This window comes from Flavitalea antarctica (assembly GCF_054461535.1).
In genome coordinates this window covers 191,920-216,730 of the sequence record NZ_JBTLQG010000006.1, presented here as the reverse complement: position 1 = coordinate 216,730, position 24,811 = coordinate 191,920, and the positions used below count along the sequence as shown (strand labels likewise).

Sequence of the window (24,811 nt, the reverse complement as noted above, 5' to 3'; positions counted from 1 at the left end):
TAGCGTAAAAGCAAAATTAAATGCCAATAGGTTATTCACGCCCTCCCGGCGTAACTGTATTAATTATGAATATTCTATATTTCTTTTCCCGGTCGCAATCCTTATTTTTGCAGCCATAAATTTATAGTTCAGTGGCATTGATAAAAAGTATCTCTGGAATCCGGGGAACAATTGGCGGACAGACCGGTGATAATTTAACCCCTCTCGATATTGTCAAATTCAGCGCGGCTTATGGCAGCTGGTTAATTGAAAATAAAGGTGCTGATAAAAAAGTTATTGTTGGTCGTGACGGAAGGATCAGCGGTTCCCTGGTGCAGTCATTAGTGGTGAACACTTTGATTTCGCTTGGGATCGATGTGCTGGATATTGGATTATCGACCACACCCACTGTTGAACTGGTAGTGAAATGGGAGAAGGCCGGGGGAGGTATCATTATTACCGCCAGCCACAATCCGAAGGAGTGGAACGCCCTGAAACTGCTGAATCACGAGGGCGAGTTCCTGGATGCAGAAGCAGGTGCAGTTATCCTTGAAAAAGCAAAACAGGAAAACTTCGACTTTGTGCCGGTGGATAAACTGGGAAAATTAAGCGCTGGCGAAAACTTCCTGCAAAACCATATTGACGCCGTTGTTAATTATCCGCTCGTAAACCTTGATGCGATCCGCGACAAAAACTACAAAGTTGTAGTGGACGTAATCAACAGCACAGGTGCACTCTTTATTCCTCCCTTGTTGAAAGCGCTCGGTGTAGCTGAGGTGATTGTCATAAATGGTGAGATCAACGGGAAGTTTGCCCATAATCCTGAGCCGCTACCCGAGAATCTGACAGGGCTGAGCGCTGCCGTCAGGACTCACAGGGCAGATCTCGGCATTGCGGTGGATCCTGATGTAGATCGCCTGTGTTTTGTGAATGAAGATGGCAGCATGTTCGGCGAGGAATATACTTTGGTAGCCGTTGCTGATTATGTGCTCAGCAAAAGACCTGGGAATACCGTTAGTAACATGAGCAGCACAAAGGCGCTGAAAGAGATCACCCTGAAAAACGGGGGTGAATATTTTCCTTCTTCCGTGGGAGAAGTGAATGTTGTTGCAAAAATGAAGCAACACAATGCAGTGATCGGGGGTGAGGGAAATGGAGGCATAATTGTTCCCGATCTCCACTACGGACGGGATGCCCTGATCGGTATTGGTTTGTTCTTAAGCGCGCTTGCAACTCACCGTAACGGGATCAAATCATTCAGAGCGAAATACCCTGATTATTTTATCTCGAAAAATAAGATCCAGCTTGACAAGGAAACGGATGTCCCGGCTTTGTTTGAGAAGATCCGTAAGAAATACAAAAATCAGCCCGTCAACACAGAAGACGGACTTAAGATAGAATTTGATGCGGATTGGGTACATCTTCGCACCTCTAATACAGAACCCATAATCCGGATCTATGCCGAATCCAGTTTCGAAAGCACGGCAAATAACATGGCGCTGAAACTGATGCATGATATCAAAGAGTTGAGTTAAGCGCTGATAGAAATAGCCTGACGGAACTTACTTACTTCGATTGCCCCGGTATCTAAACTTTGAACAATCGTATGGATCGGATATATTTTGATAATGCTGCAACCACCCCGCTTGATCCGCAGGTGCTTGAGGCTATGATGCCTTACCTGACTGAAAAGTATGGTAATCCATCTTCTATTTATTCTTATGGACGCGAAGGCAGATTGGCGATAGAGACCGCAAGGAAGTCTGTAGCCAAAATTCTCAACGCTCATCCGGCAGAAATTTTTTTTACATCCGGTGGAACCGAAAGTTCCAACACTGCACTTAGTTCAGCGGTCAATGACCTTGGCTGCCGGCACATCATAACAGCCGCGATCGAGCACCATGCAACCCTTCACACTGTCGAGTACCTGGCGCACCGTAATAAGGTAAGACTGAGTTTTGTGAAATTGCTGCCTGACGGGCATGTTGACCTGGATGATCTGCGTCAGTTATTGGCATCTTCACCTGAAAAAGCGCTGGTTACTTTGATGCATGCAAACAATGAAATAGGAAACATCCTGGATATTGACGCAGCCGGCAATATTTGTAAAGAATTCGGTGCCGTATTTCATTCAGATACGGTACAGACTGTTGGTCATTTTCCTTTTGATCTTAGAAATACACCGGTACATTTTATCACCGGAGCCGGTCATAAATTCCATGGTCCGAAAGGAGTGGGCATTTTGTATGTCAACGAAAATGTAAAGATTTCACCTTTTATCCACGGTGGGGGACAGGAAAGAAATATGCGGGCCGGCACAGAAAACCTTTATGGTATTGTTGGTTTTGCGAAGGCCCTGGAGCTGGCAACCGCAAACTATGAAAAGGACAGGGCTTATATCTCGGGGTTGAAGAAATACATGATGGAAAGGTTGTGCGAAAAAGTTGCGGGGATCGCGTTTAACGGCGATCCTCAGGGACGGAGCTTATATACGGTACTTAGTGTGTCTTTTCCTAAAACAGAAAGATCTGAGATGATGCTTTTCAATCTCGATATCCATCACATCTGCGCGAGTGGCGGTAGTGCCTGTACCAGTGGGGCGGACCAGGGGTCTCATGTAATCCGCGCCATCAACAACAATCCCAACCAGGTGACGGTAAGGTTCTCTTTTTCAAAATATAATACCCGGGAACAGGTTGATACGGTAGTTGATATCCTCAATGAAATAGCTTAAACGGGCGCCCGGTCACTTGCCGCATTGTATATCATCTCCGTCAATTATATCCTGACTTTTGATGATCCTCTTTCAATCTGTTTCCTGACTTTTTGATGATCCTCTTTCAATCTGTTTTCCCGACTTTTTGATCATCCTGTTTCAATCGTATTCGGAGTTTTCCATGATGCCTCCTTCAATCTATATTGTGAGTTTGTGATCTTCACGTTTCAATATATATTATCACTTTTGATCATCCTGTTTCAATTTTTATCCTGACTTTCGCTTTACTATGAAATATATCCTCGGGATTGACATTGGCACTTCCGGTACCAAGGCAGTGGCGTTTGGGCATGACGGTGAGATACTTGCCTCAGCTTACCGGTCATACGAACCGCTCGAAACAGAGCCCGGGCACCATGAACTAGATCCCGTGGTGCTGTTCGATGCATTCGCTGAAACAGTGTCCACCATACTGACATCACTGGATGGGAAGGCGTCCATCACCGCTTTATGTTTTAGTTCTGCTATGCACAGCGTTTTGCTGGTAGACAAAGATGACAATCCAATAACCAATCTTGTTACCTGGGCCGACCTCAGGAGCAGGGAGCAGGCCGCAAAGCTAAAAGCCTCCACGGAAGGCGCAGAGATCTACAGGCTGTCCGGCACGCCTCTTCACCCGATGACACCACTGTGTAAAATCATGTGGTTTCGGGAAATGGAACCTTCACTGTTCAGCAAAGCAGCCCGTTTTATTTCTATTAAGGAATATATTGTATTCCGGCTCACCGGGAAATACCTGGCTGACTATTCGATAGCCTCGGGTACTGGCTTATTTGATATATACCATCTCAGGTGGAACCCGGGCGCGTTATCACTGGCAGGTATAACCGTCGATCAGCTCAGTCAGCCGGTTACTACAACACATATTGAGCAGATCAGCTTCCGGCTAAACAATGAGCGGACACTGGAAACCCAGCTTGTGCTTGGGGCGACCGATGGCTGCCTGGCCAACCTCGGATCCAATGCCATGAAACATGGCGATGTTGCTATTACCATTGGAACCAGCGGTGCCGTCAGGATGGTGAGCGCAGCGCCCAAGTATGATCCGAAGGCAAGGATCTTCAACTATATACTCACCCCCGAACTTTTTGTTTCGGGAGGACCAATTAATAACGGCGGCGTTTTGTTGAAATGGTACAGTGAAAATTTCCTTCAATATGTTCCCGCTAAGGCAGGGAATGGATCCGGTGCCCAAACTGCTGGTGCCTCCGAAAGTTTTGAATCGTTTGTCGAAACAGCTTTATCGGTAGATCCGGGTTGCGAAGGATTAGTGTTTCTTCCATATATCCAGGGTGAGCGAGCCCCCGTTTGGGATGCAGAAGCGAAGGGTGTATTTTTCGGGATCAGGTCTGTTCATACCCAGGCGCATTTCATGCGTGCAATTATTGAGGGAATCTGCTTCTCCCTGAAAGATGTAAGTCTTTCACTCGAAGAAACAATCGGAACAATTAGTAGCGTTTATGCGAGTGGGGGATTTGTAAAATCCCCCGCCTGGGTGCAGGTACTTTGCGACGTTCTTGGTAAAAGGATACATATTACTGACACTGCCGATGCGTCATCAATTGGTGCGGCAATGTTGGGCCTGTATGCAACAAATGTTATCCAAAGGGTTGAAGATGCCTCAAGGTTCCTGAAGATTCAAACAACGTATTCGCCAGATGCCAGCTCTGCTGAAGCTTACAAAAAGAACTTTGGGATTTATCGGAATCTATACGGCAAATTAAAAGACGAATTCCATACTTAGGCTCATAACGCAATTGGGAAAGAGACTATGGATTCACTTTCTCTCTTTCAACGCTTTGGTAGGTTAGCATTGTCTGTCAAGCAGATATTGATAAAGCCGGCATAGCCGAATCTTCCTCATTTGACACCTTCCATGCTACTTCAATTTGCCATTTAGGAATAGCAGGATAGTGCGAGTCAAGCATCGATGCGAAGACCAGCGAAATGAGTTAAAACTCCGTACAGGTCAATAAAAAATTTAACAGTCATCAACCGATATAGATGTTTTTGACAATTTCATTGAAGGTAGTTTGAACGTCATTCAAATCTTCAATAATGATATCGGCATTGAAGTATAACAATTGCTTCTTTTTCAACTTTATAAACCAGCCTGTGTTCGAGAGTCATGCGACGCGACCAAAAACCGGAAAGATTTTCGCGGAGTGCCTCCGGTTTGCCTGTCCCTTGAAAGGGTGAACGATTGATCTCTTTGATCAAGCCACTAATTTTTTTGAGAATAGATTTGTCTGTTTGCTGCCAATACAGGTAATCTTCCCAGGCATCATCCATGAACATTATTCTCATTTTTCAATCAGCTTTCTTTCCCGACCTTTTCCTTTCTCATATTGGTTCAGGGCACGCTGAATACGCTCCGCATTTTTTGGGGATTTCAATAAATGAAATGTTTCCATGATGCTTTGATAATCCGATTCAGAAAGCACAACAATATTTTCACCTTTGGTGCGGGTAACAAATAATGGACTACGACTATTGAAGACTTCATCGAGGTAGGTTTTCAATTTTTGCCTGAAGTCAGAGTAAGTTGTTATCATATAACTCAAATTTGCAAAAAATAACCAGTTGTACAAAATATTGTACAGGTATAATTTCTTCACAGGGCTCGATTCTCTTTAAATTTTGATGTCACTCATTTGATCATTGCTTTTATATCCTGCAGTTTCAACAACGCTTCTACAGGTGTCAGACGATTGATATCCGTGTCTTCCAGTAATTTCCTGATCTGGTCAAAAGTTTCGCTGTGTGCATCGAAAATGGAAAGCTGGATCTTTGGGGCAGATAATTTTTTTACCTGTTCACCGATGGAGGATTTTGCACTGGCCGGATCAACATTTTTCTCTTCAAGTTGTGCTAGTATCTCGTTGGCGCGGTTGATCAGGGCCGGGGGCATGCCAGCCATCTTTGCGACATGAATACCGAAACTATGTATGCTACCGCCCGGTGCCAGCTTCCGCAAAAAGATGATCTTATTGCCGACTTCTTTATTGGTTACATGATAGTTCCTTACCCTCGGAAGCTTGTTTTCCAGCTCATTCAACTCATGATAATGTGTAGCAAACAGGGTCTTCGGTTTATGCTGGCTGTTATGGAGATATTCTGCAATGCTCCATGCGATCGAAATACCGTCGTAAGTACTGGTACCCCGGCCGATCTCATCCAATAAAACAAGACTGGATGAAGTTATGTTGTTGATGATACTGGCGGTTTCATTCATCTCCACCATAAATGTTGACTCACCGCCACTGAGATTATCATTTGCACCAACCCTGGTAAATATTTTATCGGTCAGCGGTATTCTGGCAGAGGAAACCGGTATAAAACTTCCCATATGGGTCATCAGGGTAATCAAGGCGGTCTGTCTTAGTATAGCACTTTTACCACTCATGTTAGGGCCGGTAAGAATAATGATCTGCCGGTCATTTGAATCAAGGTGAATGTCGTTCGAAATGTATGGCTCACCCACAGGCAGGTTGCGCTCAATAACAGGATGGCGGCTGTCTATCAGCTCTAATTCCGGCCCATCATGCAATACAGGTTTTTTATAATGAAACTGCAGGGCATTGGCGGCAAAACAGGTAATACAATCGATGATCCCCAGGATGTTACCGTTTACCTGCATCGGCGAGATATAGTCCTGCAGTTCGAGCAACAATTTTTCGTAGAGGTCAATCTCAATTGCCTGGATCTTTTCTTCTGCGCCGGTGATCTGTTCCTCGTATTCTTTTAATTCCGGTGTGATATATCTCTCAGCATTTGTGAGTGTCTGCTTTCTAGTCCACGCGTCAGGCACTTTTGATTTATGAGAGTTGGTTACTTCGAGGAAATAGCCAAACACATTATTGAAACCGATCTTTAGTGTAGTGATCCCCGTTAGTTCCGCCTCTTTTTGCTGAAGAGCGGCAAGGTAATCTTTGCCACCGCTTGCAATTTTACGCAGATGATCGAGGTCCTCATTGATGCCGGATCTTATGACCGCACCGCGTGCAGCAGTGATCGGCGGATTTTCAGCTATCTCCCGGGTTATCTTTTCAAGAATATAAACGCACGGATTTAACGCATCACCTAATCTTTTCAGGTATTCGTTTGAAGCTCCGGCACAGGCTTTTTTTATTTCCGCGATATGGCTGAGGCCGCGGGCAATCTGCATGACCTCGCGCGGGTTGATCTTTTTCATCGGGATCTTGCTTACCAATCGTTCCACGTCCCCGGTCTGCCTGATATGTTGAGTGAGTCCGTTACGAAGGGTAGGATCCTTGATAAAATATTCTACCAGTTCGAGTCTTTCATTGATTTTGCGGCCGTCTTTCAAAGGCAATACGATCCACCGTTTCAACAGCCGCGCACCCATAGGCGAAACGGTATTATCCAGCGTTTTAAGAAGCGTTTGCCCGTTTTCACTACCTGTTCCCAGTAGCTCGAGGTTACGGATCGTAAACTTGTCCATCCAGAGATAATCGTCCTGGTCCAGTCGTTGGATCGCTGTTATATGCTGCAGATTTGGATGTTCGGTATCTTTCAGGTAATGAAGGATCGCGCCCGCGGCAGTGATCGCATCTCCCATTTCCTCAATACCGAAACCTTTAAGCGAATGGGTCTGGAAATGTTTTAGCAGGCTCTCGGTGGCATAGCCCTGGTCGAATATCCAGCTTTCAAGCGTGTAAGTATAAAAACGGGTTCCAAAAGTTTCTTTGAAGTGTTTCTGGTAACTACGTTGAAAAATGACTTCCGCAGGTTTGAGCGTCTGGAGCAGCTTATCTGCATATTCCTGGTTTCCTTCGGCCACAAAAAATTCTCCTGTTGAGATATCAAGAAAGGCTATTCCCAGGTGATCGTCCTTGAAATGAATGCTGGCCAGGAAGTTATTGCTGGTGTGATCCAGCAATTTATCGTTTGTTGCTACCCCGGGTGTCACCAGTTCAGTTACCCCTCTTTTTACGATTCCCTTGGCTAGTTTTGGATCTTCCAGCTGATCACAGATCGCGACCCGGTAACCCGCTTTTACCAGTTTGTGCAGGTAAGTGTCAAGGGCATGATGAGGGAATCCCGCCAATTCGCTCGAGTCAGGTGAACCATTATTTCTTTTAGTCAGTGTGATCCCAAGGATCTGTGCGGCAAGGATGGCGTCCCCACCAAATGTTTCATAAAAATCACCCACCCTGAACAGCAATATTGCATCGGGGTATTTCTGCTTAATCGCCCGGTGCTGCTGCATAAGGGGGGTATCTGCACTCGTCTTAGCCATAGGGGCAAATATAATTGGAAATACCCTCCGGAAAACCCCAAAATACCAAATGTGGACAGTATGTGTATGCTGTTTAAACTGCTGGAAAACGGTATAAAAACCTGGGTTTTCCGGAACTGTTTTGGAAAGTTATTTCCTCGGGATGTACCCCCAAACCTGGAACGGGGCGGTTGCCCAACGAAATAACTTACGTTAAAGTATAGCCGAAGCATTTGTATCTTTTAGAACTTCTTAACACCTTTGCAGCACAAATAATCCTTAAACCCCAAACCCAACTATGAAAACCATTATCATGCTGTTACTGTCTGCCGTGACATTCACATCGTGCACAGACCGGGAATCTTATATTTCTGCAGCTGAAGTAAAACAGGGGGTGGTCATTCTTACCGCAGAAGCAGATGGAGGCACAATTTTCGCAAAGCAGCAGCAGGATGAAGATCGCGTTGTACTTAAGATTATCCCTGCCATCACCAATAACAATACTTATATCCGGATTGAGGTGAGGGGTTCAGGAATGGCTGCACCATCCCAGGAATATGAATTTACTGCCTTAAGTAAGAATTTGATGGAAGGATATTATATTGAACAAATCATTTACCTGCCAAAGGGGATCAGGCTTGAGTCCATGTCGATACTTGAAATGACGAAATTGTAATTTTGAATATTTAATAATGAGTTGCCTGGTATCTACAAATATCAGACGAAACCCTGTCAGCGATGATGGGGTATTATATTTATGTCGAGGTTCGGCTTGACCGAGTATCCGCTGGACGGTGTTAATCCCACCTTCGGGGTCACTCCGTTTGTTCTCCGGAAATAATAAATTTTTAGGCTTTACCTTTGCTCCATGCGAAAGCTGACTATGGAGGAGCTGAACCGGAAATCGGTGAGCCAGTTTAAGGATTCAGAGAAAATTCCCATCGTGGTGGTGCTTGATAATATCCGTAGTATGCATAATGTAGGCAGCGTGTTCCGGACATCGGATGCATTTTTGATCGAAAGGATGTTTTTATGCGGGTACACACCCCAACCACCTCACAGGGATATCCAGAAGACAGCTTTAGGTGCAACAGACACGGTGAAATGGGACTATGTAGAACAAACTACTGAAGCCATTTCGCAGTTAAAGGCGCTTGGTTACCTGGTTTATGCTATTGAACAGGCTCACCTCAGTGTACCGCTGCACTCTTTCAGCCTGGACCCCGGTCAGAAACTGGCTGTGGTATTCGGAAACGAGGTCACAGGCGTTGCTGACGATGTACTGGCCCTTTGCGATGGATGCCTGGAGATACCACAGCTGGGCATGAAACATTCACTCAATATTTCGGTTGCTGCCGGAATTGTTTTGTGGGAACTGGTGAGAAGCCGCTTAAGCTTTCAGTTGGTTTCGGAAGGGTAGTAATAACAAACGATTATGCAAACAGTTAAAAATTATTTAAGTCTCGTAAAATTCTCACATACCATTTTTGCAATGCCGTTTGCAATGATCGGGTTTGTACTTGCCTTAAGATATTATCCTTTTCATCACGGAAACCCGGATGCCGTCACCGGTTTCCCCGGCCTGATTTCCGGTCCTGATGGGCTCTCCCCGGCTTATATTGTTGTGAAACTGTTACTGGTAATCGGATGTATGGTCTTCGCCCGTTCTGCGGCTATGGCTTTTAACCGTTACCTGGACGCAAATTTTGACGCGCTCAATCCACGCACTGCCATACGTGAAATTCCATCGGGCATAATCTCACACAGCTCCGCCCTGAGGTTCGTGATCTTTAATTGCATTGCATTTGTAATCTGTACCTGGTTTATAAATAAGATTTGTTTTTTTCTTTCCCCGGTAGCATTGTTTGTAATCCTGTTTTATAGTTACACGAAAAGGTTCACCCCGCTTTGTCATCTCGTACTGGGTCTGGGGCTTTCCCTTGCGCCTATTGGTGCATACCTGGCAGTAACAGGAGCCTTTAGCTTGTTGCCGGTTTTGTTTTCGTTAACTGTGCTGTTCTGGGTCAGTGGGTTTGATATCATCTATGCCCTCCAGGATGTAGACTTTGACAAGTCGCAGAATCTATATTCCATTCCTGCATACTTTGGTAAAAAACGCGGATTGAGGATCTCTGAACTGCTGCATCTGCTGAGCATCATCACTGTTGTTTTCGCGGGTCTGTATGCCGGATTTGGAACCTGGTACTGGGTTGGCGTTGCCGTATTTGTTTCGATGCTTGTATACCAGCATTCGATTGTAAAACCAGAGGATCTTCGCAAAGTAAATCTTGCTTTTATGACAGCCAATGGTATAGCCAGCGTTGTATTCGCCATTTTTGTTATACTCGACCTGGTGCTGCATCAGGCTTAGCCATTAACTTCGCGGCATGGCAAGAATTATCGCAATTGATTACGGGTTGAAAAGAACCGGCCTGGCGGTCACAGACCCGTTCCAGATCATTGCCACCGGGTTAACGACGATTGAGTCCCCGAGACTGATCAATTTTCTCAAAGATTATTTCTCCAAAGAGCCGGTTGAACTCATTATCATCGGTGATCCCAGGAATTGGGATGATTCAGATACACATGCCACACCACTGGTAAGGGAAGTTATCGCCAGGCTAAAAAAGAAATTTCCGACTATTCCCGTAGAAACTGTCGATGAACGTTACACATCAAAAATGGCCTCCCAGGCCATGATCGACATGGGCATGAAGAAAATGCAGCGTCGGAACAAAGCGCTGGTGGATGAGATTGCTGCCACCATCATGCTCCAGGAGTACCTCCAAAAAAAGGGGTAGTGGTTGCATTTTGACAAATTATATACTATTTTACCGGCCGTGGCAGACGCCACCTGATATTAAATTAATCCGTAACTGACCATGATACTGCCCTCCGGCAACCCTCTGGTCTTAAAATCCAATTTATGAAACTCAAACTCCGCTTGCCGGTGCTTGCACTATTTTGTTTCTCCCTATTCCAAAGCTGTCAGAAAACTGCCGATAAAGAAGGCTCAGTTCAGGAAAACGAAACTGAATTAGTAACACATTCAGAGGACCAGGCAATTGTTTTTGGTGAGATGGAAGCCATCAACAATGAACTAAACGTGCCTCTTGATAAAGAGCTTAACGGAGCAACGCAGGAATCCCTGATCTGCTCTGCTTCCCTGGCTTATGAAAATACCGGTGGTTTCAAGAAGGTCACTATCACCTACAACGGTGCTGATTGTCCGGGGCTACGCAGCCGTTCGGGGGTGATAATAATTTCAATGCCATCAGCGATATACTGGAAAGATATTGGTGCCCAAATCACAGTCACTTATCAAAACTTATTGATAACCCGTCTTAGCGATAAAAAAAGTGTCACTATCAATGGTACGCATACGCTAACGAACGTTACCGGCGGTTTATTGATGAACCTGTTTCTCGGCCAGCCCAACATCATTCATAAGGTAAGCAGCAACAACATGTCTATCACCTTTGAGGACGGTACTAAACGTGTGTGGCAAATAGCGCGGCAGAGATTGTATACCATTGCTAACAACGGAACGATCACTATTACCGGAATTCACCAGGAAGGTAGCAAAACAAATATCTCTGAGTGGGGAACAGATCGTTTTGGCCGATCATTCACTACCTCTATCACCGAACCCCTGGTAATCAGTGGAGGTTGTGAATACCGCCTGATAAGTGGAAAAATCACACACGAAAGACAATCGGGAGTTGCCACAGCTGTTTTTGGATTGGATGCGCAGGGAGCACCAGTTATCTGCCCACCGGGAAGTTTTTATTTTAAGCTTTCGTGGACCGGTCCAAGAGGTAACACCCTTACGTATATCGGAGCTTATTGATCAAACACGAAGTGCCTTTCGGTAAAAAAATCAGTCAGCCGAAACGATAAAATACTTTACAAACGCCTGCAGATTACCTGCAGGCGTTTTTTTGAGTAGATCTTCAACTTCATCACACCGGAATCTGCCTGTTATGCAGTATTTTTGCACTTCAAAAACCGGAATTCCTTATATGATTTTACCGATAGTTGCTTATGGTTCGCCGATTCTCAGAACAGTGGCAAAAGATATCAACCCGGACTATCCAGGCCTGGCTAAACTCCTTGAAGACATGTGGGAAACCATGTATGCCAGTAACGGGGTAGGGCTGGCAGCGCCGCAGATCAACAGGGATATCCGGTTATTTGTGATTGACAGCGCTCAGATCTTCGAAAACCAGGAGGATGAAGACAAGGGCCGGTATCCCGACGAACCCGGAACAAAACAGGTATTTATCAATGCACATATTGTTGAATTCGGAGGCGACGACTGGGCCTATAATGAAGGATGTCTGAGCATTCCTAAAATCCGCGAAGATATTTCACGTAGCCAGAAAGTAACACTCGAGTACCTCGATGAAAATTTCGAACCACAAACTCAAACCTTTGATGGCATTACCGGCCGGATCATCCAGCACGAATATGATCATATTGAAGGAAAGCTATTCATAGATTACCTGAAGCCACTCAAACGGAAATTGCTGAAAGGTAAACTGGACGATATAACAAAAGGTAAGGTAAAAGTGGATTACCGTATGGTTTACAAACCTTAGTGTTTATGCCCATCGCCCCGGGAATGCATTTAACCGCGAAAGGATTCCGTTTATCAGCAGTTATAATGGTATTTCAACTTCTGTTTACGAGGGTCATTGGCCAGGACTCTTCACTCGTGTTAGACGATAAAGCTGTTACCTTAAAGGAAGTCATAGTCCGTAGTAATCTGAATGTTGCTAAGTTTATTGAACGCGTACAGGAAGACAGCAGCTTCTATAAGGCGTTCAAAAATCTTCACATCCTGGGTTATACCGCCTTGAATGATATCCGGATGATGAGTAAAAAGTCCGAAACTATTGCAAGTTTGAACAGCCGGACGAGGCAACAGGTAAAAAACGGATGCCGTTGGATGGAAACGCTGGAAGAGTCGACTACCGGCGATATATACACGAAGAAAAAAGACTGGAACTACTACACACCGGAGATGTACGCAGGTTTGTTCTTCACCAGGGATACCATCTGTGGTGATAACAACATTGTTGGCAACACGTCGATCTCAATGAAAGGCAAATCAGGTATTCAAAAACATAAGGAGCAACTAAAAATGCTTTTTTTTAATCCGGGAAAAAAGATCCCGGGTATACCTTTTGTTGGCGATAAGATCGCCATTTTTGAAGGAGATGCTGCCGACCGTTACGATTTCATTATTGATATGCAGCCAAGAAACAATGAGATGTGTTATGTGTTTACTGCTGTTCCCAGGAAGGATCTTAGTGCCCGGCAAATGGATCAGATCGTGATCAATGAGATGACAACCTGGTTCCGGATCGCGTCCTGGGAGATTGTTGCCCGCAACTATAATCTTAGTTATCACGCCGGCGTTTACGATTTTGATGTTGATCTGCAGGTAGAACTAGGTCAGTTTGAGGACCTGCTGGTACCAAAAGTTTTGCATTACCGTGGTAACTGGGACGTACTCTTTAAAAAAAGAGAGCGTTGCTTTTTTACTGCCACGCTCTTTGATTTTACAAAATGATTGTCCAGGTCTTTAAAAGAGTTCTTTTGCTTTCGTATAACCTCTCCACTTCTCGATCAGCTTTGTCATGTCTTCCGGTAATTCGCTGTTGAAAACAACCGTTTCCCTGGTTGTCGGATGAATAAAGCCAAGTGTTTTGGCATGCAGGGCATGCCTGGGACAGATCGCAAAACAATTGTCTACAAATTGCTTGTACTTATTGAACACGGTGCCTTTTACAATTCTGTCGCCACCATATAATTCGTCATTAAACAGCGGGTGACCGATATGTTGCATATGAACTCTTATCTGGTGGGTGCGCCCGGTTTCTAATTCACATTGAATGAGCGTAACATAACCGAATCGTTCCAAAACCTGGTAATGTGTTGTTGCATCTTTGCCTACTTCTCCATCAGGATATGCGTCGAAAATCTTTCTGAAGCGCTTATGCCTGCCGATATGGGCCACCACGGTGCCACTATCCTCTGCCACATCACCCCAAACCAATGCCCGGTACTGGCGATGCACGGTATGATCGAAAAACTGTTTTGAAAGACTTGCTACCGCCTTTTCGGTTTTTCCCAACACCATTAAACCGCTGGTGTTTTTATCAATCCGGTGCACCATGCCGAACCTTGGCAGGTTTTCTTCACTCAGTGCACTATTCTGTTGAAGCAGGTAATATGCAATTCCATTGATCAGCGTGCCGCCCGGATTACCACTGGCAGGATGAACAACAAGACCAACCGGCTTATTGATAATAAGTATATCGGCATCCTCAAAAACGATGTTTAAAGGCATTTTTTCTGGGATGATCTCCTCTCCACGTACTTCCTTGTTTGAGTAAACAATAATCTCCTGGCCAGGTTTAATCTTATAATTTGGTGATACAGATTTACCATCAATCAGCACCATACCATTTTCGATCGATTGCTGCACCTTGTTCCGGGTGGCTCCTTCAATGCGTGCAACGAGAAATTTATCAATGCGCATTGGTTCCTGGCCGCGGTCCACTACCAGGTTCAATCTTTCAAATAACTCTTCGGGACTATCCTCCACGGTATCGTCCAACTCAATCTCAGTATTCATTCCAAAAATTTAATATTGGTAAAGATAAGCGAATCACACGGGCTAATAACCCGCAGCATCGTCATCACCTCTTTTGTCGGCTATTGCCTCGATTTTGCCGTTTGCAGAAATGAGTATCAATTCTGTCCTTCCTATCGGGCCACGTTGGGTGACCTTGTATCCCATAGCCGATAACTTATCGAGGGTTTCTTTGGGAATATTTGATTCTACATAGATTTCGTCAGGCATCCACTGGTGGTGAAACTTGGGCTTGTTTACTGCATCTTCAGCACTCATGCCGAATTCAAGAATATTTACCAGAGACTGGAATACCGAAGTTGTAATTGTTGTTCCACCGGGAGTTCCAACCACTATATAGGGCTTTTTATTTTTGAGTACAATAGTTGGCGTCATGGAACTCAGCATTCTTTTGCCGGGTGCAATGGCGTTGGCAGCAGTCCCTAAGGCACCATACATATTGGCTACACCGGGTTTGATGCTAAAGTCATCCATCTCGTTGTTTAATAAAAATCCGGCACCACCTACTACTGTATGACTTCCGTATCCGCCGTTGAGGGTGGTAGTAACCGACACAGCATTGCCTTCGCGGTCATACACCGAAAGATGGGTGGTTTCCTCGCTTTCAGGGATAGTGCCTGCGCCTATGCTCTTGCTTGTTCCGGCCTTACCGGGCTCATAATCCTTCATCCTGGATTTTGCATAACTATCACTGATGAGTGTCTTGACCGGAACCCTGAAATGATCCACATCGCCCAGAAACTGTGCCCTGTCTGCATATGCGCGTCTTTCGACTTCTGTCATCAACTGAATCGCCTGCCAGCTTAGAAATCCATACTTAGCGATTGGCTGATCAGCGATCATCTTCATCATCTGGGGAAGCAATACTCCGCCACTGCTCGGCAAAGGCATGGTAATGATTTCATACCCTTTATAATCAAATGATACGGCTTCTCTTTCTTTGGCTTCATAGTTTTTGAGATCGGCATAAGTGATTATCCCGTTTGCCCTGGACATTTCTTCGACGATCAGTTTTGCAGTCTCGCCCTCATAAAAACCTTTCCTGCCTTTATCACGGATACGGATCAATGTTTTAGCAAGGTCCGCCTGTTTAAGTGTATCGCCGGCCTTCCATTTCATGGCATTCACGAAAACCGGTATTACGGTATTGTATTTATTAAATTCTTCCTGTGATCCGTTTAATCCCCTTGCCTCTGCTGCCGTAATAACAAAGCCTTTTTCAGCAAGCTCGATAGCTGGCTGAATCAGCATGCTGAAAGGAAGTTTTGCATACTTATGTGCCTTGAATGCGCCCGCAACAGATCCCGGTACGCCGGCAGCCAGGTGACCGTTCTGGCTTTTACTTACATCAGCGTTGCCATCCTTATCGAGGTACATATCTTTAAAGGAAGCAGCCGGTGCTTTTTCCCGGAAGTCGATCGCAAGCCGCTTACCACTTTTGAGGTGTGCCAACAGGAATCCTCCACCACCGATGTTGCCGGCGCCAGGATACACCACTGCCAGTGCCAGTTGTGTTGCGATGGCCGCATCAATGGCGTTCCCACCTTGTTTAAGTATATTCAGTCCAACCTGGCTGGCCAGCGGATGGGCTGAAACAACCGCGCCGCTGTCGACTAACTGTTTCTTCCTGATCTCGTATTTGAAGGGGTTGATTGGTATAGGAGGGACGTCACTCACTACTGGTTTCGAACTGTTGCATGCCAGTGCTACACATGCCAAAAAGAGGACGGAAATATATCTTTTATTCATCTATATTAGTATCAGGGTGCAAATTAGGAAATTTTACTCCGGGGAAGCCTCAACGTTTCGTTATTTGTTAGTCTGGACATACATTCGCACATTTGCACATCTACACTTAAATACCAAACTGCATTATGAGAAATTTCTTTTTGGCATGCCTGGTCATTCTGACAGGAGCCAATTCTTTTGGCCAGCTTCAAACGCCCGAACAGTTCCTGGGTTATAAGCTTGGCTCCAGGTATACACCGCATTTCAACGTCGTCAACTATTTTAAACATGTGGTGGCAAGTATGCCAAACCAGATGAAGCTGGAGCAATATGGCCAGACCAACGAGAGAAGACCCCTGCTCCTGGCTTATATAGCATCACCGGAAAATTTTTCAAAGCTGGAAAATATCCGCGTAAACAATCTTCGCCTCGCCGGCCAGGCGGACGACAAACAACCCGGAGATGAGAACGCCCCTGCAATTGTATGGCTCAGTTATAACGTTCATGGAAACGAAACATCTTCATCCGAATCAGCGATGATGATGATATATGAACTTGCTAACCCTGCCAACACTAAAACGAAAGAATGGCTTAAGAATGTGGTGATAATCATTGACCCATGTATAAATCCCGATGGACGTGACCGGTATGTGAACTGGTTTAATTCCGTGGTAGGGAAAACCCCGAACCCAAGGCTACAGACAAGGGAGCACAGCGAACCATGGCCGGGAGGAAGATCGAATCATTACAATTTCGATCTTAACCGTGACTGGGCCTGGCAGGTGCAGATTGAGAGCCAGCAACGTCTTGCAAAGTATAACCAATGGTTGCCCCAGATCCATGTTGACTATCATGAACAAAGCGTGAACTCTCCTTATTATTTTGCCCCTGGTGCTGAGCCTTATCATGAAGTTATTACAAACTGGCAACGCGAATTTCAGACCACCATCGGGAAAAACAATGCAAAGTATTTTGACCAGAATGGCTGGTTGTTTTTTACCAAGGAGCGATTCGACCTATTTTATCCAAGTTATGGTGATACCTATCCGATCTATAAAGGAGCGATCGGTATGACCTTCGAACAGGGTGGTGGACCAAGAGGGGGAGCATCAGCACTTACTGACTCAGATGATACCCTTACGCTATATGACCGCCTGTATCATCACTATACCACCGGTATTTCAACTATCGAGGTGAGTGCCCAGAATTCAGGTAAGCTTGTCCAGGAATTCAAAAAATATTATGACAAGGCCAGATCGGGCAACACCTCAGAGTTTAAAGCTTACCTGGTAAAAGCGGAACCCGGCGATAAGATCACCCGCCTGCAAACATTGCTGGATAAAAATAAGATCGAGTGGAATTATGTGAATGGCGGAAACATTACTGGTATTAATTATTTTTCAGGCAAGTCCGAAACAGTTAAAGCCGAGGTAAATGATATCGTAATCAATTCCAACCAGCCCAATGGCAACCTGGTTAAGGTATTATTCGAACGCAGTTCAAAACTTTCTGATTCCATCACCTATGACATCACTGCCTGGTCCGTACCTTATGTTTATGGCCTGAAGGCATATGGACTTTCCAACTATGTTACAGCTGTAAATAAAACTGAAAAGGCTAAAGGCGGTATTGTTAATGGCGCTGGCGAAGCGGGATATGTGTCAAAATGGAACGGTCTAAGTTCCGCCAGGTTTCTTGCTGCCCTGCTTAACAAAAAGGTAAAAGTAAGATATGCTGAACAGGATTTCACGACCATGGGCACCGATTATGAAAAGGGCACTTTGATCATAACAAAAACAAGCAATCAATCGATTGGAGCTAACCTCAGGTCAATAGTCGAAGAAGCCGCACGGACATCAGGAGTTGATGTTGCCGGGGTAAGTTCAACCTTTGTTGAAAAGGGCTTCGATTTCGGGTCTGGCCGCGTTCACTATATCAAGGCACCACGAGTCGCATTATTAAGCGGTGAGGGAGTTTCATCGCTGGGGATGGGAGAAATATGGCATTTTTTTGAACAACAGCTGGATTACCCCATTGACCTGATCAATGTTAACGATCTGCCACGTGTCAGCCTTAAGGAATACGAAGTATTGATCATGCCTGATGGCAACTACCGTTTTCTTTCTGACAAGGGCCAGAACGAACAGTTGAAACAATGGGTGAACGCAGGTGGAAGGATCGTAGCTATTGAAAATGCGGTTGCCCAGATGGCAAAAGCAGACTGGGGGATTAAACTGAAGGAATCTGAAGAAGAAAAAAAGTCCGATAAGAAAGAAGAGAAAAAGGAAGATTACAGTGCACTCCGCAAATATGAGAAACGCGAGCGTGAAGAGATGTCAAACTTTACACCGGGATCTATCTACAAACTGGAACTCGACAATTCCCATCCACTTGCATTTGGTTATCCCGATTTCTACTATACGCTTAAGCAAGACAATAATATATATGAGTTTCTGAAGGAAGGCGGCTGGAACGTGGGTGTTATCAAGAAGGATGCCCAGGTAGCAGGTTTTGTTGGTAACAAACTTAAGGACAAGCTGAAAGACGGAACCTTACTGGGCGTGCAGGAAATGGGCAGGGGTACAGTAGTATTCCTCTCAGATAATCCTCTATTCAGAAGTTTTTGGGAAAATGGCAAATTGCTATTTTGTAACGCCGTTTTTATGGTGGGGCAAGAATAGGAACATCATTATAAATTCAATTACTATGACAGGCTTGTTTGCCTGTCATAGTAATTTTACCTAACAGGCCAGATTTAACTAATGTTTATATTTCACACTTATATCTTCGTTTGATGCTCTTGCCTTTATGCGGGATCTCAACGGAGCGCAAAATCAAATCCGCGACATGATAAAAAAGTGTACACTCATTCTTTTAACGGTTTCATTTCATCTCCTACTTTTCTCGCAAGCTCCGCCTGTTTACACTTCAGCTGATATATATCTGCAACTAAAAAAATTGAAGGTGCTCGGGTCGATTCTCTATGTGGCGGCCCATCCTGACGATGAAAACACGAGACTACTCGCGTATATGTCGAAAGAAAGATTATATAGAACAGGATATCTTTCTCTCACCAGGGGAGATGGAGGTCAGAACCTGATCGGGGATGAGCAGGGGATAGACCTTGGATTGATCCGGACACAAGAGCTGTTGGCCGCCAGGCGCATCGATGGAGCTGAGCAGTTTTTTTCAAGAGCTTATGATTTCGGGTTTAGTAAAACCACGGAAGAAGCACTGAGAATCTGGGATAAGGAAAAAATATTGAGCGATGCTGTATGGATAATAAGAAAATTTCAGCCTGATGTAATGGTAACCCGCTTTCCACCCGACAGCCGGGCCGGCCATGGACATCATTCCGGTTCTGCAGTGATTGCTGAAGAGGCTTTTAAAGCTGCGGCGGATCCCAACCGTTTCCCCGAACATTTTAAACATGGAGTAAAACCCTGGAAAGTAAAGCGCATTTTATGGAACATATTCATGGGGCGGGATAGTACCGGCAAAGGGATAAGCCTCGATGTGGGCGCATATAATGCTTTGCTCGGCAAAAGTTATGGTGAGATAGCCGCTACCAGTAGAAGCCAGCACAAAAGCCAGGGCTTTGGTGTGGCCAGTACACGTGGTGTGCAGCTCGAAAATTTTACACTGGTTGCAGGCGAACCGGCCAAAACTGATCTTTTTGATGGCGTCGATGTGAGCTGGAAAAGAGTAAGCAACAGTGAAAATATCAGCGCGAACATAGACAAATTGATACAGGAATTCAACTTATCTGATCCATCGCAATCAGTGCCGGGACTTGTTGCATTATATAAAATGCTGGAGACAATTTCCGACCCTTACTGGAAAGCACAAAAGATGTCGGAGGTTAAAACTTTGATAGAAGCCTGCAGTGGCATCTGGCTCGAGGCTTCAACGACTACACCTTTCGCGGTCCAGGGCGATAGTATCCGGGTACAGGTGTCCATCAATAACAGGGCAGGAGCTAAAGCAAGCGTTGTGTCGGTACTGATAGACAGCACAGATTCGCTGCTCAACAAATCGTTGGATAAAAATACTAACGTTTCCGTTTCGGCAACCGTTCCAATCTCACCCGGCAGGCAACTTTCACAGCCATACTGGCTTGAACATAAGATGGCTGAAGGCGCATTTACCGTAACTGATCAACTAAAGATAGGCGTGCCGGAGAATCCTCCTTCCATGCAGGTCAAATTTAACGTGATGATTGAAGGCAGTGCTTTCAGTTTTAATAAGCCTATACGTTACCGTTATACCGATCCGGTGAAAGGTGAAATCTATCAGCCTGTCAATATCGTCCCCGCAGCAACTTTATCGACCGAGCCCAGCGTACTTGTTTTCAAAAAAGACAAGAAAGAGGCTACTGACCTCGAAGTACGCATCAATGCTAACCGAAGGTTTGATAATTATTATGCTTCAGTTTCAAACCGCATGAAACTGACCAATACTGTTCAGACAGATTCTGCCTTCAGTTTATCCAAGGGATTGTGGAAGGAATATAATTTTAAAGTGGACAATTCTATGATGGGTGACCTGGAGCAGGATCATGCACAGGTATTTACCGAGCTAAAAAAAGGCAAAGAGGTTTTTTCACCTTACCTGAGTCTTACCGGTATACACTATGATCATATACCGGATATCTATTATTACTTCCAGGATCACGCGAAGGCATTAAATATAGACCTTAAGATAGTAGGCAAGAGAATTGGTTATATCGAAGGTGCAGGTGACAAAGTTCCCGTTGCGCTTACCCAGATGGGCTATGAGGTCGTAACACTTAAGGAAAGGGATATCAGTTTCGCAGTGCTGAAACAATTTGATGCAGTTATCACTGGTGTAAGAGCTTATAACGTCCATGGCTACCTGGCGGACCGGAACAACGAGCTTATGGAATATGTAAGACAAGGGGGTAATCTCATTGTTCAATACAATACCAATAGTTTCGCGGGACCTATTGCTGCGAAGATTGGACCTTATCCTTTCAACATTTCAAGGAACAGGGTAACTGATCAGACTGCAAAAGTGAAGTTTGCAATGGCTGATCATGCTGTGCTGAACTATCCGAATAAAATTACTGACAAGGATTTCGAGGGTTGGATACAGGAACGCGGAATCTATTTTGCCGACCAGGTTGATCCGCGTTACCAGATGCCACTCAAAATGGCTGATCCTGGTGAACCGGAGAACGCCGGTAGCCTCATCATCACTGATTACGGAAAAGGTAAATTCGTTTACACAGGTCTCGTGTTTTTCAGGGAACTGCCGGCAGGAGTTCCTGGGGCATACCGTTTATTGGCCAACCTGATTGCATTATCACAAAAGCGCGCATTTTAATGAGTCAGATATCGAGGGGAAGGGGTCAGCTGGCATTGTTCCTGGCAATAGTGCTGGGACTGATCATTGGAAAATTTATAAAAAAAGCTTCAATAGGGCTGATACTTGGTTTATTGATCGGATTATTTATCATGTGGATGCTCAGGAGAAGAAACAGATAATGGAAGAACAGCAAGAAAAAGTTCCGGTGTTTAAGAAATGGTACCATTGGTACCTGCTGGTTATCCTTGTGCTGGTTGTACTTATTATTTTGTTTGATTTTTTTACTAAATATTTTCGATGAGCAGGTTTGGTACTATAGACTGGATAGTATTGGTACTAACCTTACTATTGATCATCTCTTATGGGGTATACAAAAGTACCACTGAAAAAAATCTGAAAGGCTATTTCCAGGGTGACCGTACAATGCCCTGGTATGTTGTATTGCTGAGTATCATGGGTACCCAGGCCAGTGCAGTTACCTTTTTATCGGGTCCCGGGCAGGCATACACCGATGGGATGCGGTTTGTACAATATTATTTTGGCCTTCCCCTGGTAATGGTTGTCCTCTGCATCACATTTGTACCCGTATTTCATCGATTAAAAATAATCACTGCGTACGAATTCCTTGAACAGCGGTTTGATTTGAAAACACGCACGCTGACTTCGTTCCTTTTCCAATTATCGAGAGGCCTGTCAACGGGTATCAGCATCGCGGCACCATCCATCATTCTATCGTCTTTACTTGGTTGGGACATTCTCTGGACCAACATGGTTATGGGAGGACTTGTGATCATTTACACGGTTACAGGTGGAGCTAAGGCTGTTGCCTATACACAAAAGGCCCAGATGATCATCATTATTCTTGGTATGTTCTGTGCCGGCTGGCTTGTGGTGAAGTTATTACCAGAGTCGGTTGGATTCGCCGATGCGCTTCATGTAAGCGGCAGGCTGGGCAAATTAAATGTGATCACTACCGGTGTTACGGAAAATGGCTTCGACTGGAAAGACCGGTACAATATATGGAGCGGGCTTATCGGTGGCTTCTTTCTTTCTCTTTCATACTTTGGTACCGATCAGTCGCAGGTGGGTCGTTATCTTGCTGCAAAAAATGTTTCAGAGAGCCGGGTAGGTTTGCTGATGAACGGGCTTGTGAAGGTGCCAATGCAATTTCTCATCCTGATACTGGGTGCGATGGTTTTCGCCTTTTACCAGTTCAACAGTGCACCGGTTTTTTTCAATGATGTGGAACTTGCAAAGGTGGAAAATAGTCGCTACAAAGATTCCCTGTCTGTCCTTAAAAAAGAGTTTGATGAAGTATCGCTTCAAAAACAGGCCGCGGTAAAAATCTTTGCCGATCTCCCGGAAAATAGCCCCGAAGAACAAAAAGCCAGCGATAACCTTATATCGATCAACAAAAAATCAGATCAGATCAGGAGCCAGGTGAAAAAATTGATCTCCAGTGATGAGATCAAAGGTGATAGCAATGATGCGAACTATATTTTCCTGAGATTTGTGGTTGATTATCTCCCTGCGGGGCTGGTCGGCCTGCTCATCGCCATTATTATCCTCGCTGCCTGGGGCTCCATTGCAGCAGCATTGAATGCCCTTGCTTCCTGCACGATCATCGACTTCCACAAACGATTCTCAAAAACTGAACTTACGCCTGCCCGGGAGTACAGGCTCTCGAAATTGTATACGTTGTTCTGGGGGGTGTTCTGTGTTTTTATTGCGCAGTTCGCCTATAATATCGGCAACAGCCTCATTGAAGCTGTGAATGTACTGGGGTCACTCTTTTACGGTGTTATACTGGGTATATTCCTGGTGGCATTCTACCTGAAAAAAGTTGGAGCCAAAGCAGTATTTATCAGTGCAGTTGTTGTGGAATTGTATATCGTGCTTTCCGTAATCTGGCCATGGCTTTTGTCTAAACTGCCGGTCTTAGTAAAGATTGTACCGGGATCTGTCAACAACTTTATGAATTCTGCCAGTACAATCGGCTTTTTGTGGCTCAACCTGATTGGGGCAGCAGGCGTATTCTTCCTTTCTTATCTTATTCATTTTGTAATCGGAAAAGATAAAGCAGGTGATCTGGTGTTGTCACCAAAAGAAAAACCTGCTTCTCTGTAGTCATACGATAAAAAAACACCGGCTGAATCCCGGTGTTTTTTTATCGTATGTTAGCCTTTTTATAAGGCGCGACATTTACTTTGATTATATCCTTACAATCACTTCAACGTTGCAAGCAACTTTTCATTCATCACAACATAGTTGTCATTTTTTGCGGCTTTAGCAAGTGCAAGTGATTTATTAGCAGCAGCAATAGCTTCTGTCTTTTTATTTGCTTTTGCGAGAATATTTGCCTGCTGATGTATTACCCAGAATGCTTCCGGTTGTTGCTGGGCAGCTTTATTGATCCATTCCAGCGCTTTGTTGATATCCTTATTGTTCTCTGCATAGTACATGGCAGCCTGGAAATAAGCAGGCTTGTCAGTCTTCATATTTTCATCAATCTGGCTCATCACGCGACTGTCAACATCTGTAGTTATGGGAAGTCTCAATGATACATCTTCCCACATGAGCATAAGATCGCAACCATTGCTCTTCAGATTAGCGAATTGCATGGTAAGGGTTTCGACTTTTGCAGGTGCCTTCTCGGTCTTCACCTTTACGCGAACAAGGTCCTGATCCTGCTTGTAGGCTGCAGCACCGGTAACATCGGTTTGTTTGGTGATAATAAACGTCCACTCTTTTGGATCAGGTATAGACAACAAGCCATACTTGCCGGCAGGGATTTTAGTTCCACCGATTGTTATTTCGTCTGATACGGTCAGGATAGTTGCGTTATTAGCGCCGGTGCGCCAGACTATTCCATATTTTTCAAGATCACCGAATATCTTTCGGCCCTTAACACTCGGGCGTGAATAGGACAGTTCCAGATTACCAACACCTAATTCCTGTTTGATGGTTTGAAGTGGTGAGGGGGCGGGCGTTTTCAACCCTTGTGCGAGCATAGCAAATGGCAACATGGCAGCCAGAACGGCGGTCATTAATGTTTTCTTCATAATACCTTTTTTTGGCAAAGGTAACAGATTGG

The 24,811-nt window shown here is 44.8% G+C and carries 20 protein-coding genes; 14 read left to right on the top strand and 6 right to left on the bottom strand.

The window, feature by feature from the left end:
* Nucleotides 1–131: 131 nt before the first annotated feature.
* From glmM to ACX0G7_RS08860, 3 genes are all read left to right on the top strand, one after another.
* A complete protein-coding gene (gene glmM / locus ACX0G7_RS08870) occupies nucleotides 132–1,514 on the top strand; it encodes a phosphoglucosamine mutase (RefSeq protein WP_458923092.1) in 1,383 nt (460 codons plus the stop codon).
* Nucleotides 1,515–1,585: 71 nt separating this feature from the next.
* On the top strand, nucleotides 1,586–2,713 hold the full coding sequence (locus ACX0G7_RS08865) for a cysteine desulfurase family protein (RefSeq protein WP_458923091.1): 1,128 nt from the start codon (nucleotides 1,586–1,588) through the stop codon (nucleotides 2,711–2,713).
* Nucleotides 2,714–2,984: 271 nt separating this feature from the next.
* Nucleotides 2,985–4,499 carry a gluconokinase gene (locus tag ACX0G7_RS08860; protein WP_458923090.1) on the top strand — a complete coding sequence of 505 codons (1,515 nt, stop codon included), beginning with the start codon at nucleotides 2,985–2,987 and terminating at the stop codon, nucleotides 4,497–4,499.
* A gap of 308 nt (nucleotides 4,500–4,807) precedes the next feature.
* On the opposite strand, the gene ACX0G7_RS08855 is transcribed toward ACX0G7_RS08860, so the two are convergent.
* The 3 genes from ACX0G7_RS08855 to mutS all read right to left on the bottom strand — a co-directional run bounded on the left by ACX0G7_RS08855 (nucleotide 4,808) and on the right by mutS (nucleotide 8,018).
* Nucleotides 4,808–5,062: a Txe/YoeB family addiction module toxin gene (locus ACX0G7_RS08855; protein ID WP_458923089.1), complete on the bottom strand. Its 255-nt coding sequence runs from the start codon at nucleotides 5,060–5,062 to the stop codon at nucleotides 4,808–4,810.
* Entirely contained in the window at nucleotides 5,059–5,310 is a 252-nt protein-coding gene (locus tag ACX0G7_RS08850) for a type II toxin-antitoxin system Phd/YefM family antitoxin (RefSeq protein WP_458923088.1), read from the bottom strand. Before ACX0G7_RS08850 ends, ACX0G7_RS08855 begins: the two co-directional genes overlap by 4 nt.
* A 95-nt stretch (nucleotides 5,311–5,405) precedes the next feature.
* Nucleotides 5,406–8,018: a DNA mismatch repair protein MutS gene (mutS, locus tag ACX0G7_RS08845; RefSeq protein ID WP_458923087.1), complete on the bottom strand. Its 2,613-nt coding sequence runs from the start codon at nucleotides 8,016–8,018 to the stop codon at nucleotides 5,406–5,408.
* Between the two features lie 277 nt (nucleotides 8,019–8,295).
* On the opposite strand from mutS, the gene ACX0G7_RS08840 reads away from it, so the two are divergent.
* The 7 genes from ACX0G7_RS08840 to ACX0G7_RS08810 all read left to right on the top strand — a co-directional run bounded on the left by ACX0G7_RS08840 (nucleotide 8,296) and on the right by ACX0G7_RS08810 (nucleotide 13,575).
* Nucleotides 8,296–8,673: a hypothetical protein gene (locus tag ACX0G7_RS08840; protein WP_458923086.1), complete on the top strand. Its 378-nt coding sequence runs from the start codon at nucleotides 8,296–8,298 to the stop codon at nucleotides 8,671–8,673.
* Nucleotides 8,674–8,865: 192 nt separating this feature from the next.
* Nucleotides 8,866–9,417 (top strand): RNA methyltransferase, encoded by a 552-nt coding sequence (locus ACX0G7_RS08835; RefSeq protein ID WP_458923085.1) that lies wholly within the window; start codon nucleotides 8,866–8,868, stop codon nucleotides 9,415–9,417.
* A 15-nt stretch (nucleotides 9,418–9,432) separates the two neighbouring features.
* Entirely contained in the window at nucleotides 9,433–10,368 is a 936-nt protein-coding gene (locus tag ACX0G7_RS08830; RefSeq protein ID WP_458923084.1) for a UbiA-like polyprenyltransferase, read from the top strand.
* Nucleotides 10,369–10,384: 16 nt separating this feature from the next.
* Nucleotides 10,385–10,798 carry a Holliday junction resolvase RuvX gene (ruvX, locus tag ACX0G7_RS08825; RefSeq protein WP_458923083.1) on the top strand — a complete coding sequence of 138 codons (414 nt, stop codon included), beginning with the start codon at nucleotides 10,385–10,387 and terminating at the stop codon, nucleotides 10,796–10,798.
* Between the two features lie 125 nt (nucleotides 10,799–10,923).
* Nucleotides 10,924–11,847, top strand: coding sequence for a hypothetical protein (locus ACX0G7_RS08820; protein ID WP_458923082.1), 924 nt, complete (start codon nucleotides 10,924–10,926; stop codon nucleotides 11,845–11,847).
* Between the two features lie 172 nt (nucleotides 11,848–12,019).
* Nucleotides 12,020–12,598 carry a peptide deformylase gene (gene def, locus ACX0G7_RS08815; RefSeq protein WP_458923081.1) on the top strand — a complete coding sequence of 193 codons (579 nt, stop codon included), beginning with the start codon at nucleotides 12,020–12,022 and terminating at the stop codon, nucleotides 12,596–12,598.
* Between the two features lie 65 nt (nucleotides 12,599–12,663).
* Nucleotides 12,664–13,575, top strand: a complete 912-nt coding sequence (locus ACX0G7_RS08810) for a hypothetical protein (RefSeq protein ID WP_458923080.1) — start codon at nucleotides 12,664–12,666, stop codon at nucleotides 13,573–13,575.
* Between the two features lie 12 nt (nucleotides 13,576–13,587).
* On the opposite strand, the gene ACX0G7_RS08805 is transcribed toward ACX0G7_RS08810, so the two are convergent.
* Complete coding sequence (locus ACX0G7_RS08805; protein ID WP_458923079.1) at nucleotides 13,588–14,643, bottom strand: RluA family pseudouridine synthase; 1,056 nt, start codon at nucleotides 14,641–14,643, stop codon at nucleotides 13,588–13,590.
* Nucleotides 14,644–14,685: 42 nt separating this feature from the next.
* On the bottom strand, nucleotides 14,686–16,410 hold the full coding sequence (ggt, locus tag ACX0G7_RS08800) for a gamma-glutamyltransferase (protein WP_458923078.1): 1,725 nt from the start codon (nucleotides 16,408–16,410) through the stop codon (nucleotides 14,686–14,688).
* 125 nt (nucleotides 16,411–16,535) lie between these two features.
* Between ggt and ACX0G7_RS08795 the strand changes: the two genes are divergently transcribed.
* The 4 genes from ACX0G7_RS08795 (at nucleotide 16,536) to ACX0G7_RS08780 (ending at nucleotide 23,844) form a co-directional block, all read left to right on the top strand.
* Nucleotides 16,536–19,070 (top strand): M14 family metallopeptidase, encoded by a 2,535-nt coding sequence (locus tag ACX0G7_RS08795; RefSeq protein ID WP_458923077.1) that lies wholly within the window; start codon nucleotides 16,536–16,538, stop codon nucleotides 19,068–19,070.
* Nucleotides 19,071–19,236: 166 nt separating this feature from the next.
* A complete protein-coding gene (locus tag ACX0G7_RS08790) occupies nucleotides 19,237–21,735 on the top strand; it encodes a PIG-L family deacetylase (RefSeq protein ID WP_458923076.1) in 2,499 nt (832 codons plus the stop codon).
* Nucleotides 21,735–21,896, top strand: coding sequence for a hypothetical protein (locus tag ACX0G7_RS08785; RefSeq protein ID WP_458923075.1), 162 nt, complete (start codon nucleotides 21,735–21,737; stop codon nucleotides 21,894–21,896). The genes ACX0G7_RS08790 and ACX0G7_RS08785 overlap by 1 nt, the downstream gene beginning before the upstream one ends.
* Nucleotides 21,897–22,014: 118 nt before the next feature.
* On the top strand, nucleotides 22,015–23,844 hold the full coding sequence (locus tag ACX0G7_RS08780) for a sodium:solute symporter family protein (protein WP_458923074.1): 1,830 nt from the start codon (nucleotides 22,015–22,017) through the stop codon (nucleotides 23,842–23,844).
* Nucleotides 23,845–23,942: 98 nt separating this feature from the next.
* On the opposite strand, the gene ACX0G7_RS08775 is transcribed toward ACX0G7_RS08780, so the two are convergent.
* Complete coding sequence (locus ACX0G7_RS08775) at nucleotides 23,943–24,779, bottom strand: DUF2911 domain-containing protein (RefSeq protein WP_458923073.1); 837 nt, start codon at nucleotides 24,777–24,779, stop codon at nucleotides 23,943–23,945.
* Between the last annotated feature and the right edge of the window lie 32 nt (nucleotides 24,780–24,811).